A 16656-nucleotide genomic window follows, 5' to 3' on the forward strand; every position below is an offset into this window, starting at 1 on the left:
ATGCCACGTACGTCTTTCGTCAGCGCCAGGGTTCGGATACCGAGCGCAGGGTGGCCGCCGTCGCCACGGCGGCGGTCACCGCCTCGTGGCCCTTGTCCTCGCGGGAGCCCTCGATGCCGGCCCGGTCCAGGGCCTGCTCCTCGGTGTCGCAGGTCAGCACCCCGAAGCCGACGGGGACGCCGGTCTCGACCGAGACCTGGGTGAGACCCTGGGCGACGCCCTGGCACACGTACTCGAAGTGGGGCGTGCCGCCGCGGATGACCACGCCGAGGGCCACGATCGCGTCGTAGCCGCGGCCCGCGAGGACCTTGGCGACCACCGGGAGCTCCCAGCTGCCGGGGACCCGGAGCAGGGTCGGCTCGTCGATGCCGAGGTCGCGCAGGGCGCGCAGCGCGCCGTCCACCAGTCCGTCCATCACCTTCTCGTGCCACTGCGCCGCGACGACCGCGACCCGCAGGTCGCCCACATCGCGTACGGACAGTTCCGGTGCGCCCTTGCCGCTCACGTTCTCGCGTCTCCTCGGTGTGCTGGTGTGCTGTCACTGGTTGGTGCAGGCCGACAGGGGAGCCAGGGGTGCCTGGGCGCCCGGGGCCGGGTCGAGCCAGGGCAGGTCGTGGCCCATCCGGTCGCGCTTGGTGCGCAGGTACGTCAGGTTGTGCTCGCCCGCCTGGACGGGCATCGGCTCGCGTTCCCTGACGGCGATGCCGTGGCCGAGCAGCGCGTCGGCCTTGTCGGGGTTGTTGGTCAGCAGGCGCACGCTGCGCACGCCGAGGTCGGCCAGGATCCGGGCGCCCGCGCCGTAGTCCCGGGCGTCGGCGGGCAGGCCGAGTTCGAGGTTGGCGTCGAGGGTGTCGCGGCCGCGCTCCTGGAGTTCGTAGGCGCGCAGCTTGGACATCAGGCCGATGCCGCGGCCCTCGTGGCCGCGCAGGTAGACGACGACGCCGCGGCCCTCCTCCTGGATGCGCTCCAGGGCGGCCGCCAGCTGGGGACCGCAGTCGCAGCGCAGGGAGTGGAAGACGTCGCCGGTGAGGCATTCGGAGTGGACGCGGACCACGACGTCCTCGCCGTCGCCGAGTTCGCCGTGGACGAGGGCCACGTGCTCGACGCCGTCGGCGGTGGAGCGGTAGCCGTACGCGGTGAACGGGCCGTGGGCGGTGGGCAGCCGGACCTCGGCCTCGCGGCGGACGGCGGTCTCGCGGACGGCGGCCTGCGCGGCGGGCCGCCGCCCGGCGGTGGCGGGTGCGGGCGGCGCGGTCTGCCGTCGTTCGGCGTCCCGGCGGTGGGCGACGAGGTCCTCGATGGAGACGATCGTCAGGCCGTGCTTGCGGGCGAACGGGATCAGCTCGGGCAGCCGGAGCATCTCGCCGTCCTCGCCTGCGATCTCCACGATGGCGCCGGCGGGGCGCAGTCCCGCGAGGCGGGCGAGGTCGACGGCGGCCTCGGTGTGGCCGTTGCGGACGAGGACGCCGCCGGGCCGGGCGCGCAGCGGGAAGATGTGGCCGGGGCGCACGAAGTCGCCCGCCCCGGCGGTGCCGCCGGCCAGGAGGCGCAGGGTGGTGGCCCGGTCGGAGGCGGAGATGCCCGTGGTCACGCCGTGCGCGCCGGAGGCGTCCACGGACACGGTGAACGCCGTCTTCATGGACTCGGTGTTGTCCTCGACCATCTGCGGAAGCCCCAGCCGCTCCAGTTCCGCGGGCTCCATCGGCGCGCAGATCAGACCGCGGCACTCGCTCATCATGAAGGCGACGATCTCGGGGGTGGCGTGCTCGGCGGCGATGACGAGGTCGCCCTCGTTCTCCCGGTCCTCGTCGTCGACGACCACGACGGGACGGCCCGCCGCGATGTCCGCGATCGCCTGCTCGACCGGGTCGAGCGTGAGGTCCTCGACGGCTTCGGTGCGGTAGGGAATCGGTGCCGCGGTCATGCCGGCGCTCCTTCCAGGACGGGCCGCGCGTTCAGCCGGGAGCGCAGCCACCAGTCGCGCAGGCCCCACAGGACGAGCGCGCCGTAGACGACGTAGACGAAGCCGGAGAAGGCGTAGCCGTTGGCGAAGTTGAGGGGCACGCCGACGAGGTCGACGAGCAGCCAGGCGAACCAGAACTCGACCATGCCGCGCGCCTGGGCGTACATGGCGACGACGGTGCCGACGAAGACGTAGGCGTCCGGCCAGGGGTCCCAGGACAGGGCCGGGTACGCGGTGAAGAGCAGCGCCACCGCGACGGTGCCCGCGGCCGCCGCGGCGGCCATGGCGGCGCGCTCGCGCCAGGTGGCGAACCGCACGGCGATGTGGCCGTCCTCGGACCGGCCCCGGCCGCGCTGCCACTGCCACCAGCCGTACAGGGCGACGGCCATGACGACGGCCTGCTTGCCGGCGCTGCCGGTCAGATGTCCGAAGAACACCCCGAAGAGGATCAGTCCGGCCAGGAACTGCACGGGCCAGGTCCAGATGGAGCGCCGCCAGCCGAGGGCGAGGGCGGCGAGTCCGAAGAGGTTTCCGATCATGTCGGACCAGAGGATGCGCTGGCCGAACAGGGCGAACGCCTCGGAGTTCAGCGCGTTCACCGGGCCGCCTCGTCGGGGAGGGCCCGGTGGCCGAGCATCCGCTCGACGTACTTGGCGATGACGTCGACCTCCAGGTTGACCGGGTCGCCGGGCTGCTTGAGGCCGAGCGTGGTCAGGGCGAGGGTGGTGGGGATGAGGCTGACGGTGAAGAAGTCGGGGCCGGCCTCGACGACGGTGAGGCTGATGCCGTCGACGGTGATGGAGCCCTTCTCGACGACGTAGCGGGAGAGGTCCGCGGGCAGCGAGACCTTGACGATCTCCCAGTGCGCGGAGGGCGTGCGGGCCAGGACCGCGCCGGTGCCGTCGACATGGCCCTGCACGATGTGCCCGCCCAGGCGCGCGCCCACGGCGGTGGGGCGTTCCAGGTTGACGCGGGAGCCGACGGTGAGGGCGCCCAGGCTGGAGCGGTTCAGGGTCTCGGCCATGACGTCTGCGGTGAACTCGTCGCCCTGGTGGTCGACCACGGTGAGGCAGACGCCGTTGACGGCGATGGAGTCTCCGTGCCGCGCGCCGTCGGTGACGACGGGGCCGCGCAGCCGGAAGCGACAGGCGTCGTCGAGGGTCTCGACAGCCGTGACCTGGCCCAGCTCTTCGACGATTCCGGTGAACACTTCCCGGGTCCTCCTGCCTCATTCGGGCACGGACTCCGGGGCTGCCGACGACGGCAGGATGGACGAGCGGGGACACCGGGGGCGACGCCGGACAGGGCTCGCCCTCAGGACGAACCGGTACGGCGGCGCGCACGAATGCCCGCCCGCCGCGCACTGCCTCCCATCCGGACTTTAACCGTCGGTCCAGGAATTTCACCTGGTCAACCGGCCGCTGGAGGCGACCGGGTCGCGGACTGTAACCGCCGGTTCGGACTTTCACCGACCCCGGAGTGCGCTGCTTCTGGTACACGGCCAGTGTGCCACGCCCGGTCCGCGTCCATACAGGTGACCGGTGTGGGGTGGCTCACAGGCCGTGCGCATGGACTTCTGGGCGGGCGACCGGGGGGCCAACTCCCCTGCGCGCGGCAGACCTTGGGATTGGTCCATACCTATTGACGCTGTGGTCTAGTCCTCTCTACTGTCGGGGGGTGCGTCAGGGCCCTCGGAGCCTGCTGAGCCCCGCGCAGACGGCCCGGTGGCGGTGACGACGGCCCTTGCCCGCCGCCGGGCCTTCCCACTCCGCGCCCCTCCCCCGGGACCGGCGCGCCCGCTCGGGGCAGTGCGCGCCGGGACGCTCGCAGGGGTGGTGCGCCGCCGCGAACCCCGACAAGCTGGATTCCGTAACGCGTCCGCCGTCCGGCGTCCTGAGGGGCTGAGCAGCATGGGCACGATCCTGGTGACCGGCGGTACCGGCACGCTCGGCCGGCTCGTCACCGAACGGCTGCGCGCGGACGGACACGAGGTGCGCGTGCTCAGCCGCCGCTCGCGGCCCTACGCGGCCGATCTGCGCAAGGGCGGTCCGGGGCTGGACACCGCCTTGGAGGGCGTGGACACGGTGGTGCACTGCGCGACCTCGGGCAACCGCGGTGACGAGGAGGCCGCCCGGAATCTGATCGCCGCCGCGCGCACGGCGCGGGTGCGGCACCTGGTCTACATCTCCATCGTCGGCGTCGACCGGGTCCCGATCGGTTACTACCGAGCCAAGTTCGCGGTGGAGCGGCTGGTCGAGGAGTCGGGTCTGGGCTGGACCGTGCTGCGCGCGACGCAGTTCCACGACCTGGTGGAACGGGTGCTCGCAATCCTGTCCAGGTCTCCGGTCGTCCTGGTGCTGGCCGGGGTGAAGGACCAGCCCGTGGACGCGGCGGAGGTCGCACGGCGGCTCGCCGAACTGGCTTCGGGGGACCCGGCCGGGCGGGTCGAGGACCTGGGCGGCCCGGAGGTGCGCACCTTCGCGTCCCTGGCCCGCGCGTATCTGAAGGCCACGCGCCGCAGGCGGCTGGTGGTGGAGGTGCGGCTGTGGGGCAAGGCGTACCAGGGCTTCCGTGCGGGCGGCCACCTCGCGCCGGCGCACGCGGTGGGCAGGGGGACGTTCGAGGAGCACCTGGCCCGGCGCGCACGGGGCTGACCTCTGATCGGCTTCGCCTGCGAGACGGCCGCCGCACCTGGCCCGCGCACGGGGCCGGCCTCCGGCGGCGACCGGGCCCGGCACTCAGCGGTCCCGCGGGGCGAACAGGGCGTCCTGGGCCGTGTCGCGGGCCGTCAGGAGGGCGCCGCGCAGAACGGCCTCGCCGCCCAGGGCGCCCGCCCGCACCGTGGTGGGCAGCGGCGACATCCGGCGCACGCGTGCCTCCACCCGCGCGGCGAGCACCGCTCCGCCGGCCCGCCCCACCTCCCCGCCGAGGACCACGCAGCCGGGGTCGAGGACGGCGACGACGGAGGCGACGCCGATCGCGAGCCGGTCCGCGAGCGCGTCGAGGAACCGCTCGGCCGCCGCGGCGGACGGTGCCCCCGGCTCCCCGGCGCGGACCACGGCGTCCGCCACGAACGCCGCCGCGGCCGGCTCGCGCACCGGGCCGCCGGGCGCGGTGAGGCCGTGCTCCGCCGCCAGGACCGCGATGCCCGCCGCCCCCGCCAGCGAGTGGAAGCCGCCCTCGCAGTCCGCCGCCGAGGGCAGCCCGGGGGTCCCGGGGACCGGCAGGAACCCGATCTCGCCGGTGCCGCCCGAGGCGCCGCGGCGCAGTGCGCCGTCCAGGACCACGGCGGCACCGGTGCCGTGGCCCAGCCAGAGCAGGACGAACGTGTCCCGGTCGCGGGCCGCCCCCTCGCGCTGCTCCGCGAGGGCCGCGAGGTTGGTCTCGTTCTCGACGGTGACGCGGGTCAGCGGGAGCCGTTCCTGCAGGGCCGCCACCAGCCGGCGGTGCCACGCGGGCAGCCCCGTGGAGACGCGCAGCTCGCCGCTGGCCGGGTCGATCAGGCCCGGGGCGCCGATCCCGACGGTGTGGAGCCGGTCGGCGCCCGCCTCCTTGACGGCCCGCTCCACCAGCGACACCGCCTGCTCCACGGCCGGGCCGGTCCCCGCGTCGCCGCGGACGGGCGCCGCCGCCTCGGCGAGCACGGCCCCCACCAGGTCGGAGACGACCACCGCGACGCCTTCGGTGCGGATGTCGAGCGCGGCCAGATGGGCGCGGTCCGCGACGATGCCGTAGAGCCGGGCGTTCGGGCCGCGGCGCTGCTCCCCGGCCTCGCCGACCACGGCGACGAGACCCGCGTCGGTGAGACGTTCGACCAGATCGGCGACGGTGGGCCGGGACAGGCCGGTCAGCTGCTTCAACCGTCCTGCCGTCAACGGGCCTTCCTGCTGGAGCAGGCGCAGGGCGAGCCGGTCGTTGATGGCCCGTGCGGTGCTCGGGGATGCGGGCATGCCGGGATCCTTCCAGATCGGCGGGGCCGCGCGGCCGGCGGACGGCAGGGCCCTCGGGCGGCGGCCGGGATGCCCTCTATCTATCAGGCAGGGTTCCTGATAGTTTACGCGCGGATCAGGCACGGGCAAGGGCCGGGAGGGGTCGCGGAATGAGTGGGACGGTCTACGACCTGCGCGAAGTCAGACGCGCCCGCTATGCCGTGGGCGCCGTCTTCGCCGTCCACGGAGCCGTCACGGGGTCGTTCGCGACCCGGGTGCCGTGGATCCAGGACCATGCCGGGGTGAGCGCCGGCCAACTGGGCCTCGCCCTGGCCTTCCCCGCCCTCGGCGCCTCCCTGGCGATGCCGCTGGCGGGCCGCATCAGCCACCGCTTCGGCGCACGCAACGCGCTGCGCGGACTGATCACCCTGTGGACCCTCTCGCTGATCCTTCCCTCGCTCGCGCCCAATCTGGCGACCCTGTGCCTCGCGCTGTTCACGTACGGCGCCACGGCGGGCATGTCGGACGTCGCGATGAACGCCCTCGGCGTCGAGGTGGAGGCCAGGCTCGACCGGTCGATCATGTCGGGCCTGCACGGCATGTGGAGCGTAGGCGCCCTGATCGGCTCGGCGGCCGGCACGGTCGCGGCCCAGCTGGGCTCCGACGCCCGCCTGCACCACGCGCTCGCGGCCGCCGTGCTCACCCTGCTCGGCCTGGCGGCCTGCCGCTGGGTGCTCGACCTCCAGCCGGCCGAGGACGAGGAGCCGCCGCCCCGGTTCGCGCTGCCGCCGAAGTCGGCCCTGCTCATCGGCGCGGTCGGATTCTTCGCGGTCTTCGCGGAGGGCGCGAGCCTGGACTGGTCGGCGGTGTACCTGCGCGACCGGCTCGGCGCCTCGCCCGGACTGGCCGCGGCCTGCACGACCGCCTTCACCCTCACCATGGCGCTCGCCCGGCTCGCCGGCGACCGGGTGATCGACCGCTACGGCGCCGTGCGCACGGTCCGCTTCGGCGGCGTCCTCGCCACGGCCGGCGGTCTGACCGTGGTCCTCGCGGACCGGCCGGTCCTGACGATGACCGGGTTCGCCCTGATGGGGCTGGGCATCGCGGTGGTCGTGCCGCTGTGCTTCGCCGCCGCCGGGCACAGCGGGCCCAACCCCTCGCTGGCGATCGCGGGCGTCGCGACGATCACGTACACCTCCGGTCTCGTCGCCCCCGGGGCGATCGGCGGAATCGCCCAGGCGACCAGTCTGACGGTGTCGTTCGCCCTGGTCACCCTGTTGTCCGCCGGGCTCGTCGTGTTCGCCCGGGTGCTGCGGGCCGGTGACCGGGAGCGCCCGAAGGTCAGCCTCCCGGGCGCAGCAGTTCCCGGCCCACGGCCCTGAAGCGCTCGCTCCACGGCGCCGGGCGCAGCGTCCGGGCGTCCAGCCGGACCAGCACCCGGTGGCCGCGGGCGTAGGTCGTGGCGCCGTCGGCCGAGCAGAAGCGGAAGCCGTAGGTCAGGCCGGTGGTGCCGAGCCGCTCCAGCCACAGGTGGACGGCGTAGGCGCCGGTCCTGGTGACCGGGGCCTCATGGCTGACGTGCAGTTCCCTGACCGCGTTGCAGGCGTCGCCCGCGGCCTCCCAGTCGCCCTCGAAGGCGAAGCCGTGCCGCTGCCACAGCTCGGTCCAGGCGCGCTCGACCAGCAGCGGGTAGCGGGCGTTGTGCAGCAGGCCGAGCGCGTCCAGGTCGTCGAAGTGGACGGTGACGGGGACGAGCCGGCCGTGGGAGAGGGCGGGGGCGATCGGGGCTTCGGCGGTCACGTGCGGGACTCCTGGGACGTACGGGATGACCCCCTCATCCTAAGCGGACGCTCAGCCGCGCAGATCAGCCCGGGTCGGCGGCGCCCCGCGCGTCCCCGACAATGGTCCGGACACCCACCCGTACGACGAAAGCGAAATCGCACCATGGATCTCGGCGTCCGCTGGAAACTGCACGGCGGCGACGGCCGGACACCGGCTCCCGGAGCGGTCGTCCGGCCGGACGAACGGCTCACCTGGCCCCGCACCGTCGGACTGGGCGCGCAGCACGTGGTGGCCATGTTCGGCGCCTCGTTCGTGGCGCCGGTGCTGATGGGGCTCGACCCCAATCTCGCGATCATGATGTCGGGCGTCGCGACGATCATCTTCCTGCTGGCCACGCGCGGGCGGGTGCCCAGCTACCTGGGCTGCTCCCTGTCGTTCGTCGGGGTCGCCGCGGTCATCCGGGCCGACGGCGGCACGAGCGCGACCGTCACCGGCGCCGTCCTGGTCGTCGGGGTCGCGCTGTTCCTCGTGGGGCTCGCCGTGCGGCGCTTCGGGGCGCGGATCATCCACGCCTCGATGCCGCCGGTCGTCACGGGCGCGGTGGTGATGCTGATCGGCTTCAACCTCGCCCCGGTGACGGCCTCCACCTACTGGCCGCAGGACCAGTGGACGGCGCTGCTGGTGATGCTGTTCACCGGTCTGGCCGTGGTCTGCCTGCGCGGCTTCTGGTCCCGGATCGCGATCTTCCTGGGCCTGGTCTTCGGCTACGCGGTCTCCTGGGTCTTCGACCGGGTCTTCGGCCGCATCAACGCCGCCGACGCGAGCGGCAAGGTCACCGACCACTGGCGGCTCGACCTCTCCGGCGTCGGCAGGGCCGACTGGATCGGCCTGCCCGACCTGCACGGCCCGTCCTTCGAGTGGTCGGCGATCCTGGTGGCCCTGCCCGTGGTGATCGCGCTCGTCGCCGAGAACGCCGGGCACGTCAAGGCGGTCGGCGAGATGACCGGTGACGACCTCGACGACAAGCTGGGCACCGCGATCTCCGCCGACGGCGCCGCCTCGGTGCTCTCCACCGCGGTGGGCGGCCCGCCCAACACCACCTACTCCGAGAACATCGGCGTGATGGCCGCGACCCGCGTCTACTCCACGGCCGCCTACTGGGCCGCCGCGGGCTTCGCGCTGCTCTTCGGGGTGTCCCCCAAGTTCGGCGCGGTCGTGGCCGCCGTCCCGGGCGGCGTCCTCGGCGGCATCACCGTCATCCTGTACGGCATGATCGGCCTGCTCGGCGCGCAGATCTGGATCAACGCCGGGGTGGACCTGCGCAATCCGCTGAACCTGGTGCCGGCGGCGGCGGGCATCATCATCGGCGTCGGCGACGTCACCATCGAGTTCACCGACACCTTCCAGCTCAGCGGCATCGCCCTCGGCACCCTGGTGGTGATCACCGGCTACCACGCGCTGCGGGCGTTCGCCCCGGCCCACCTCAAGACCCAGGAGCCCCTGCTCGACGAGGGCACCTCCTCCTACGACGACCAGGGCGACGACCAGAGCGGCGACCAGGGCGGCGGCGAGGCGGGCGGCGAGGGCGGGGTCCGGCGCGCCGGGTCGTAGGCGGCGTGACGCGCGGGCGGGCGCCGGGCCCGCCCTGCCGCGCGTTCCCCCGTTCCGGGGAAGCGCCCGGCCCGGCGGCACCGCGGCCGGGCCGGAGCTGCGAATCTGCCCCCATGGCGCGATGCGAGCAACTCACCACACCCGTGGACGCGGTCCTCTCCCGTATGCGCGCCCTGGACGCGGCGCTCCCCGTGCGTGACGGGCTCGCGGTCTTCAACCGCGTCTACCTCACCGTCACCGAGGCGGTCGACCGGCACATCGACGCCGGCCGGTTCCCCGACACCCGCGCGGCGGTCACGCTGGACGTGCGGTTCGCCGAGCGGTATCTGACGGCGGTCGCGCTGGCCGAGGAAGGGCGCCGCCCCCCGGCCTGCTGGCGGCCGCTGTTCCAGATGCGCCGCCATCCCGGCGTGCGGCCCCTGCAGTTCGCGCTTGCGGGCATCAACGCCCACATCGGCCACGATCTGGCGCTCGCCGTGGTGGACGCCTGCCGCAGCCTCGGCTGCGAACCGGCCGAGCTGGAGGACGAGTTCGACCGGGTGGGCGATGTCCTCGTCTCGCTGGAGGAGCGGGTCCGCGAGGAGCTGATGCCCGGTCCCGACCTGCTCCAGATCGCCGACCCGCTCACCCATCTGCTCGGCTCCTGGAGCCTGGACCGGGCCCGGGAGGCCACCTGGGCGGCGGCGCGGGCGCTGTGGGCGCTGCGCGGACTGCCGGACCTCGCGGGGGAGTTCACCGACCGGCTGGACGCGGCCGTGGGGTTCGCGGGGCGGATGCTGCTCACGCCGCTGCCGGACTGAGCCCGCTCCGACTGGCGCATCCCGGCAGCCGCAGTACGTTGGCCGGTGGGGGTCCGCCCATCGCGAAGGAGCACGCAGCATGGCCATCCGTCTCGGACTCGGACTCCCCCAGCTCCGCCAGTACGACCTCGCCCGCGACGTGACGGACGTGGCCCGTACCGCCGAGGAGATCGGCTACGACAGCCTGTGGGTGTACGAGCGGGTCCTCGTCCCCGAGGCCCCCGTCCAGGGCCTGTACGGCGTCCCCGGCCTGCCCTGGCCCGACTGGTACCGCGGGATGGCCCATCCGCTGGTGACGCTTACGCTGGCCGCCGCCGTCACCGACCGGGTGCGGCTGGGCTCGGGCATCCTGGTCGCGCCGCTGCACGGGCCGGTCCAGCTCGCCAAGGCGCTGGCCTCGCTGGACGCGGCGAGCGGCGGCCGGGTGGTCGCCGGCCTGGGCACGGGCTGGTCCACCGACGAGTTCGCCGCCGCGGCCGTGCGGCCCGTCCGGGAGCGCGGGCAGGCGCTGGACGAGACGATCGACGTCTGCCGCGCGGTGTGGGGACCGGACCCGGTGTCGTTCGAGGGGCCGACCGCCACGATCTCCGCGGCGGCGGTCGGGCCCAAGCCCGCGCGGCCGATCCCGGTCCTGGTGGCGGCCGGCGCCGGGCAGGCGCTCGGCCGGGTCGTGGACCGCGGGGACGGCTGGCTCCCCGTCGCGATGGGCGCCCGCGCGTACGCGGACGCCTGGGACCGGCTCCGGGAACTCGCCGCCGAGCGCGGCCGCACCCGGCCCATCGAGCGCGTGCCGCGGGTGAACGCCGCATACACGGCGAAGCCCTACGACGGCGACGACCGGCAGCCCTTCCAGGGCAGCGCCGACCAGATCGTGGCGGACCTCGCGGAGCACGCCGAGGTCGGCATGGAAGAGGTCCTGCTGGATCTGCAGACCACGCTGCGCGACGCGCAGGAGCTCAAGGACGTCGCCGCGGAGGTGCACGCGAAGGTGCGGGCCGCCGGGCTGTGAGGCGGGCTCAGTCCTCGGGGAGTTCGACCGGGGCGATCTCGTCGTACACGTCGCCCGGACCCGGGTTGGCCGCGTCCGTCTCCCCGCCGAAGTGGCGCATGACGCCCCAGACCGCGTTCAGCGCGGTCTGCACGGCGCCCTCGGCCCAGCCGGCCGTCCAGGAGACGTCGTCCCCGGCGAGGAAGACGCCCCGCTTGTCCTCGGGCAGCCGGTCCTGCATGAAGTGCGTGAACAGGCGCCGCTGGTAGCGGTAGTGGCCGGGCAGGTTGGCCTTGAACGCGCCCATGAAGTAGGGCTCGTCCTCCCAGGAGACGGTCACCGGGTTGCCGATGACGTGCTTCCTGATGTCGACCTTCGGATAGATCTCGCCGAGCGACTTCAGCATGACCTCCATCCGCTCGTGCGCGGACAGCGGCAGCCACTTCAGGCTGTCGTCGCACCAGGTGTAGGACAGGCAGATGACGGCCGGCCGGTCCGGGCCGTCGTCCAGGAGATAGGTCCCGCGGGTCATCCGGTCGGTGAGCGTCATCGACATGACGTCCCGGCCCGTCTCCTCGTCCTTGTCGAGCCAGAACGGCCGGTCGACGGGCACGAACAGCTTCGAGGACTCCATGTAGTGGGTGCGCTCGATGGCCGTCCAGTGGTCGATCGGGAACAGCGAGTCGTCGCAGGCGATCTTCGACAGCAGCATCCAGGACTGGGCCGTGAAGACGGCCGCCCGGTAGGTGCGGATGTCTCCGTTCGCGTCGGTCACCGTGATCCGGTTGCCCGCGGTGCGGTGCAGCCGGGTGACGGCCGGGCGCGGCGCGCGGCCGTCGTGCAGCGAGGCCAGCGAGGTGCCGTGGGGCCAGTGGACGATCTTGCCCGGCTCGCGCTCCCACAGGCGCAGCGGCAGTTGCTGGGAGCCGCCGACGATGCCGCGGTGGTGGTCGTCGGCCTCGGTGTAGACGACGCGCAGGATCTCCAGGATGGAGTTCGGGAAGTCGGTGTCCCAGCCGCCGGTGCCGAAGCCGACCTGGCCGAAGATCTCACGGTGCCGGAAGGACCTGAACGCCTCGGAGTCGCAGAGGAAGCCGTAGAAGGTCTGGTTGTCGAGCCTGTCGACCAGCCTCGCCCAGATCTCGCGGATGCGCGGCACGTCCCGCTCGCGCAGGGCGCGGTTCATGGCGGAGAAGTCGGCGCCCTCTTCGAGGCACCTGTTCCAGGCGTCGGCGACGTCCCGGTAGACCTGCGGCAGGTCCTCGGCCGTCTCCGCGTAGTGCGACTCGCCCTTGAGGTCGACGACCGTCGAGGGCGTCGCCTCCGCGAGGGGGTTGGGGAAGGGCCTCGTGCGCAGTCCGACCAGGTCGATGTAGTGCTGGAGGGCGGTGGACGACGGCGGGAAGCGCATCGCGCCCATCTCGGCGCTCAGGCCCTCGGTGCCGGGGCCGTCGAAGCCGACGGTACGCAGCCGGCCGCCGATCTCGTCGGCCTCGTAGACGACCGGCCTGAGGCCCATCTTCATGAGCTCGTAGGCGGCGATGACGCCGGACAGGCCGCCGCCCACGACGGCGACCTCGGCGCCGTGCTCGGTGGCGGGTATCTGGCCGAGCCCCGCCGGGTGGGCGAGGAAGTCGTCGTAGGCGTACGGGAAGTCCGGACCGAACATGGTGATCGGCGGCAACTGCTGCTCGTCGGTGTGCTCGACGGCGTTGGGCACCATGGACGTCATGGGGTGCGGACTCCTTGCGACTGCGCCAGGGGGAAACCCGGTTGGCGGGGTGGCGGGGTGGCGGGGTGTCAGACGAGCGACCCGTACAGACCGGGGCGGCGGTCCTTCAGATACGGGTTCGCCTCGCGGGAGGCGGCGACGAACGCGGGGTCGACGTCGGCGAGGACGAGGTCCTCCCCGCGTCCGGCACGGGCGCGGGCCACCCCGTCGGGACCGGCGAGCACGGAGAGGCCGACGAACTCGAACTCCCCTTCGCGGCCTACCCGGTTGACGTAGGCGACGTACATCTGGTTCTCGAAGGCGCGCACCGGGATCATCGACTCGGCGACGAACTGGAAGGGGTGCATCTGCGCGGTCGGGACGACCAGCAGGTCGGTGCCGGCGAGGGCGTGCGCCCGGACGTTCTCCGGGAACTCGACGTCGTAGCAGATCAGGATGCCGACGCGGACGCCGTCGAGTTCGGCCTGGACCACCTGCCGCTCGCCGGGTGTGAAGTGGTCGTGCTCGAAGCAGCCGAAGAGGTGGGTCTTGCGGTAGTTCGCGAGCCGGGCGCCGTCGGCGGAGATCAGCTGGGCGGAGTTGTACACGGTGTCGCCCGCGCGCTCCGGGTAGCCGTACAGGACGGCCAGGCCGTGCCGGGCCGCGGTGTCGGCGACGGCGTCGGCGCAGTCGCCGTCGGCGGGCTCGGCGAGCCTGCCGATCTCGTCGCCGATCGCGTACCCGGTCAGGAACATCTCCGGCGCGGCCAGCAGCCGGGCGCCCGCCGCGGCGGCCCGGCCCGCGGCCTCGTCGAGCGCCTTGAGGTTCGCGGCGGTCGAGCCGGGGCGGCCGGAGCTCTGGAGCAGGGCGGTGCGCATGCGGGGTCCTCGCCGGGCGGAAGGGGTGGGTGTCGGGCCCTGTAGACGGTACGGGCGCCCGGCCGGGGCGGGCAAGAAGGAGCCGTTGCGCGCGGGTGGGCGTTTCGTTGCGCCCGGTCGGGGGCGGGCGGCGATTCGTTGCGCGCGCCGGGGCGGACCGCGCCGGGGGTGGTCCGCCCGGGGTCACCGCCGTGCGGCCGTGGTGCCGCTCCGGGCCAGGAGCAGCGCCGTCACCAGGTAGGGAGCGGCGAGGACGGCGAAGACCGTGCTGTGCGCGGCGCCCGTGCCGAGCAGCGCGTACACGCCGAACACGGCGACGGTGACCAGCTCGGTGCCCAGGCCCGCCACCGAGGTGAGGGTGGCCCGGCGGGAGTCGTCGAGGCGGTGCTGGAGCCGGACGTCGGCGAGCACCTCCGCGAGTTGGAAGCCGGCGAAGGCGAGGCCGACGAGGACGATCCCGGCGAGCGAGCGGGACGCGGCGCCCACGGCCAGCGCGAGGGCGGCGCCCGCCAGAAGGGCGGCGAGTCCGGTGGTGCCGAGGCGTTCGGCCGGCCCGGCGAGCAGGCTGCCCGCGGTGACGGCCGCCCAGATCAGCATGACCAGGTAGGGCACGGTCGCCTCGGCGACGCCGATGTCCCGCACGAGCAGCGGGGTGTACTCGTCGAGCGCGCCCCAGACGGCGGCGACGGCAGGGATCAGCAGCAGGGCGCCGCGGGTGCCGCGGTCCCGGCGGGCCTGTGCCAGTCCGGTGCGCACGGTCGCCGCCCAGCCGCCGTCGGCGGCCGGCGGCGGCTTCCGGTGCTCGGGGAACGCGGTCGCCACGAGGGCGGTCAGCAGGCAGGCGAGGACGCTCGCGGCGCCGACGGCCGGGTAGCCGCCCGCGGCGAGGACGGGGCCCGCCAGACCGATGGAGGCCACGGTGCCCAGCAGCCGCGCGGCCCGCGCCCGGCCCATGACGCGCGCGTAGCGGCCGGCGGCGTCCAGGCGGTCCAGTTCGTCGTAGACCAGCGCCTCCAGGGCGCCGGAGGCGAGGGCGCCGCCGGCGCCCCACAGGACGAAGCCGGCCGCGAACGCCGGGTACGAGGGGAGCGCCACCCACAGGGCGAAGCCGGCCGCGGTCAGCAGCGGCCCGGTCCGCAGCAGCAGGCGCCGGGACACCGTGTCGGCCCAGGCGCCGGAGGGGACCTCCAGCAGCACGGCGGTGACCGACCACAGGGCGAACAGGGAGGAGATCTGCCACAGGGACAGGCCGGTGTCGGCGAACAGCAGGGCGTACACCGGGTAGAGCAGGACGAAGTCGTCGAGGAACGCGTGGCCGTACAGCGTGGCCGCGAGCCGCCGGACGCCGGCGGCGGGCGCGCGCGCAGGTGAGCGTGTCATGGGGCCTTCCCGCAGGGACTGGTCGGACGCCGGGGGGTACGGCGTCCGAGGCGGCCCTCGGGAGGCTCGGCGGGAGGATCAACGTCGCCAGGTCATGGCACCGATGGTAGGCCGCCCGGCCTCACTCGCGCAGGGAGAAGGTGGTGACCACGGCCGCGTGGTCGGAGGGCCAGGCGTTGTGCCGGACGTCCGGCCAGGGCCGCGGCCGACCGCTGACGAGGGTCTCGGAGCCGAGCACGCGCAGACCCCGGTGCAGGACGAAGTCGATGCGGTCCTGCGGTTCGGGGCGTCCGCTGCCGTCCTCGTGCACGGGGTGGACCGGCGACCAGGTGTGGCCGGGGTGGGTGACGGGGTCCGGGTGGGCCTCGCGGTAGGAGTCGCGCAGGCCGGCCTCCTCGGCGGCCTTGGTCACCGGCCACACCACGTCCGCGCGGTCCAGGTGGGAGGGGCAGTTGAAGTCGCCGACGAGGACGACGGGCACCCCGGGCACGGCACTCTCCCCGATCCGGCGCAGGGTGTCCCGCATCTGCGCGAGCCGCACCCCCTCGTGCGCGATCAGGCCGGCCGCCCCGAGCCCGTCGAAGGCGGCCTCGTAGGGGCCGTAGGGCGTGTAGTCGAGGTGGGCGGTCCAGATGTCGACGTGCCGCTCCCCCGGCAGCCGGACGCGGACGCCCGCCGCCCCGTAGAAGCCGACGCCGGGGTCGCCGAGGCGGTCCGTGATCGGGTGGCGGCTGATGACGCCGAGGTTCTCGCCGGCTTGGTGGTGGTGCCAGCCGAGGGCCGCGGCGAGGTCCCGCGCCGCGGTGCCGTTCGTCTCCTGGAGGCCGACCACGTCGGCGCCGCTGCCCTCGACGGCCTTGAGCTGCTTGGCCAGGTGGTCGTGGACGCGGGTGCCGCCGAGCCAGAGGTTCCAGGTCATCACGCGCAGTTCGGCGGACGGCCGCGGTGCCCGCAGGGTACGCAGCCGCTCGGGGGTGACGCCCTCCAGGGTGGCGAGGACGGTCCGGCCGGGCGCGGGCTCGATGGGCGCCAGCGAGGGCACCGCGAGGACCGTGCAGCCGGCGGCCTCCGCCGAGCGGACCCCGGTCGGGGTGTCCTCGACGGCGACGCACCGCGCCGGGTCGACGCCGAGCGCCCGGCAGGCGGCGAGGTAGGGGTCGGGGGCGGGCTTGGTCCGCTCGGTGTCGTCGGCGGTGACGGACACCGCGAAGCGGTGCGCGCCGAGCGCGTCGAGGACGGTGTCGGCGACGGCCCGCGGCGAGGCCGTGACCAGGGCCGCGGGGACGCCCTCGCGGTGCAGCGCGTCGAGCAGGTCCAGGGCGCCGGGGCGGGGGACGATCCCGGCGCGGACCCGGCCGGCGAACTCGCGGTGCAGCGCGTCCGCCAGCCGCGCGGCGGACGCGCCGGTGGCCGCGGCCAGCCACCGGGCGGTGTGCTCGACGGGGCGGCCGAGCACGTCGGGCTCGTCCGCCCCGGTCAGCGCCCGGCCGGCGATCCGCTCCACCGCGTCCCACCACAGCCGCTCGGTGTCGACGAGTGTGCCGTCCATGTCGAACAGGACGGCTTGCAGCGGGGGTCGGGTCACGGTCGTCTCTTTCCTGCGTGGGGGGTGCG

The 16656-nt window shown here is 74.3% G+C and carries 15 protein-coding genes and 1 riboswitch; of the genes, 5 read left to right on the plus strand and 10 right to left on the minus strand.

What is annotated here, in order from left to right; genetic code table 11:
- Positions 1 to 19: 19 nt before the first annotated feature.
- From ribH to SZN_RS03290, 4 genes are read right to left on the minus strand one after another with little or no spacing between them, the layout of a single operon-like run.
- Positions 20 to 505 carry a 6,7-dimethyl-8-ribityllumazine synthase gene (ribH, locus tag SZN_RS03275; protein ID WP_007491393.1) on the minus strand — a complete coding sequence of 162 codons (486 nt, stop codon included), beginning with the start codon at positions 503 to 505 and terminating at the stop codon, positions 20 to 22.
- A gap of 33 nt (positions 506 to 538) precedes the next feature.
- On the minus strand, positions 539 to 1924 hold the full coding sequence (locus SZN_RS03280) for a bifunctional 3,4-dihydroxy-2-butanone-4-phosphate synthase/GTP cyclohydrolase II (RefSeq protein ID WP_007491394.1): 1386 nt from the start codon (positions 1922 to 1924) through the stop codon (positions 539 to 541).
- Positions 1921 to 2562 carry a nicotinamide mononucleotide transporter family protein gene (locus SZN_RS03285; protein WP_007491395.1) on the minus strand — a complete coding sequence of 214 codons (642 nt, stop codon included), beginning with the start codon at positions 2560 to 2562 and terminating at the stop codon, positions 1921 to 1923. The genes SZN_RS03280 and SZN_RS03285 overlap by 4 nt, the downstream gene beginning before the upstream one ends.
- Entirely contained in the window at positions 2559 to 3173 is a 615-nt protein-coding gene (locus SZN_RS03290) for a riboflavin synthase (RefSeq protein ID WP_007491397.1), read from the minus strand. Before SZN_RS03290 ends, SZN_RS03285 begins: the two co-directional genes overlap by 4 nt.
- Before the next feature lie 146 nt (positions 3174 to 3319).
- Positions 3320 to 3450, minus strand: a riboswitch (FMN riboswitch).
- Positions 3451 to 3873: 423 nt separating this feature from the next.
- Here SZN_RS03290 and SZN_RS03295 point away from each other — a divergent pair.
- A complete protein-coding gene (locus SZN_RS03295; protein WP_007491399.1) occupies positions 3874 to 4617 on the plus strand; it encodes an SDR family oxidoreductase in 744 nt (247 codons plus the stop codon).
- An 84-nt stretch (positions 4618 to 4701) separates the two neighbouring features.
- On the opposite strand, the gene SZN_RS03300 is transcribed toward SZN_RS03295, so the two are convergent.
- A complete protein-coding gene (locus SZN_RS03300; protein ID WP_007491400.1) occupies positions 4702 to 5913 on the minus strand; it encodes an ROK family transcriptional regulator in 1212 nt (403 codons plus the stop codon).
- Between the two features lie 149 nt (positions 5914 to 6062).
- Between SZN_RS03300 and SZN_RS03305 the strand changes: the two genes are divergently transcribed.
- On the plus strand, positions 6063 to 7274 hold the full coding sequence (locus SZN_RS03305; protein WP_007491401.1) for an MFS transporter: 1212 nt from the start codon (positions 6063 to 6065) through the stop codon (positions 7272 to 7274).
- Here the strand turns inward: SZN_RS03305 and SZN_RS03310 are convergent.
- A complete protein-coding gene (locus SZN_RS03310) occupies positions 7234 to 7692 on the minus strand; it encodes an acyl-CoA thioesterase (protein WP_007491402.1) in 459 nt (152 codons plus the stop codon). The two genes, SZN_RS03305 and SZN_RS03310, sit on opposite strands and share 41 nt — an antisense overlap.
- Before the next feature lie 144 nt (positions 7693 to 7836).
- Between SZN_RS03310 and SZN_RS03315 the strand changes: the two genes are divergently transcribed.
- The 3 genes from SZN_RS03315 to SZN_RS03325 all read left to right on the plus strand — a co-directional run bounded on the left by SZN_RS03315 (position 7837) and on the right by SZN_RS03325 (position 11094).
- Entirely contained in the window at positions 7837 to 9285 is a 1449-nt protein-coding gene (locus tag SZN_RS03315; RefSeq protein ID WP_007491403.1) for a uracil-xanthine permease family protein, read from the plus strand.
- A gap of 113 nt (positions 9286 to 9398) precedes the next feature.
- Positions 9399 to 10085, plus strand: a complete 687-nt coding sequence (locus SZN_RS03320) for a DUF5995 family protein (protein ID WP_007491404.1) — start codon at positions 9399 to 9401, stop codon at positions 10083 to 10085.
- Positions 10086 to 10164: 79 nt separating this feature from the next.
- Positions 10165 to 11094 (plus strand): LLM class F420-dependent oxidoreductase, encoded by a 930-nt coding sequence (locus SZN_RS03325; RefSeq protein ID WP_007491405.1) that lies wholly within the window; start codon positions 10165 to 10167, stop codon positions 11092 to 11094.
- A 7-nt stretch (positions 11095 to 11101) separates the two neighbouring features.
- Here the strand turns inward: SZN_RS03325 and SZN_RS03330 are convergent, their stop codons facing one another.
- The 4 genes from SZN_RS03330 to SZN_RS03345 all read right to left on the minus strand — a co-directional run bounded on the left by SZN_RS03330 (position 11102) and on the right by SZN_RS03345 (position 16627).
- Positions 11102 to 12805, minus strand: coding sequence for a flavin monoamine oxidase family protein (locus SZN_RS03330; protein WP_007491406.1), 1704 nt, complete (start codon positions 12803 to 12805; stop codon positions 11102 to 11104).
- Positions 12806 to 12873: 68 nt separating this feature from the next.
- Complete coding sequence (locus SZN_RS03335; RefSeq protein ID WP_007491407.1) at positions 12874 to 13662, minus strand: carbon-nitrogen hydrolase family protein; 789 nt, start codon at positions 13660 to 13662, stop codon at positions 12874 to 12876.
- Positions 13663 to 13845: 183 nt separating this feature from the next.
- The gene (locus tag SZN_RS03340) at positions 13846 to 15042 is read right to left on the minus strand and encodes an MFS transporter (RefSeq protein WP_007491409.1); all 1197 of its coding nucleotides are present in this window, start codon (positions 15040 to 15042) and stop codon (positions 13846 to 13848) included.
- Between the two features lie 121 nt (positions 15043 to 15163).
- A complete protein-coding gene (locus SZN_RS03345) occupies positions 15164 to 16627 on the minus strand; it encodes an HAD-IA family hydrolase (protein WP_007491410.1) in 1464 nt (487 codons plus the stop codon).
- Positions 16628 to 16656 lie beyond the last annotated feature (29 nt).

Source organism: Streptomyces zinciresistens K42, assembly GCF_000225525.1.
GTDB classification, from domain to species: domain Bacteria; phylum Actinomycetota; class Actinomycetes; order Streptomycetales; family Streptomycetaceae; genus Streptomyces; species Streptomyces zinciresistens.

Excerpts from the sequence above, each read along its gene's own strand:
- SZN_RS03295 (WP_007491399.1), top strand. The coding sequence starts at position 3,874 with ATGGGCACGATCCTGGTGACCGGCGGTACCGGCACGCTCGGCCGGCTC.
- SZN_RS03340 (WP_007491409.1), bottom strand. The coding sequence starts at position 15,042 with ATGACACGCTCACCTGCGCGCGCGCCCGCCGCCGGCGTCCGGCGGCTC.
- SZN_RS03335 (WP_007491407.1), bottom strand. The coding sequence starts at position 13,662 with ATGCGCACCGCCCTGCTCCAGAGCTCCGGCCGCCCCGGCTCGACCGCC.
- SZN_RS03305 (WP_007491401.1), top strand. The coding sequence starts at position 6,063 with ATGAGTGGGACGGTCTACGACCTGCGCGAAGTCAGACGCGCCCGCTAT.
- SZN_RS03315 (WP_007491403.1), top strand. The coding sequence starts at position 7,837 with ATGGATCTCGGCGTCCGCTGGAAACTGCACGGCGGCGACGGCCGGACA.
- SZN_RS03300 (WP_007491400.1), bottom strand. The coding sequence starts at position 5,913 with ATGCCCGCATCCCCGAGCACCGCACGGGCCATCAACGACCGGCTCGCC.
- SZN_RS03320 (WP_007491404.1), top strand. The coding sequence starts at position 9,399 with ATGGCGCGATGCGAGCAACTCACCACACCCGTGGACGCGGTCCTCTCC.
- SZN_RS03325 (WP_007491405.1), top strand. The coding sequence starts at position 10,165 with ATGGCCATCCGTCTCGGACTCGGACTCCCCCAGCTCCGCCAGTACGAC.
- SZN_RS03280 (WP_007491394.1), bottom strand. The coding sequence starts at position 1,924 with ATGACCGCGGCACCGATTCCCTACCGCACCGAAGCCGTCGAGGACCTC.
- SZN_RS03330 (WP_007491406.1), bottom strand. The coding sequence starts at position 12,805 with ATGACGTCCATGGTGCCCAACGCCGTCGAGCACACCGACGAGCAGCAG.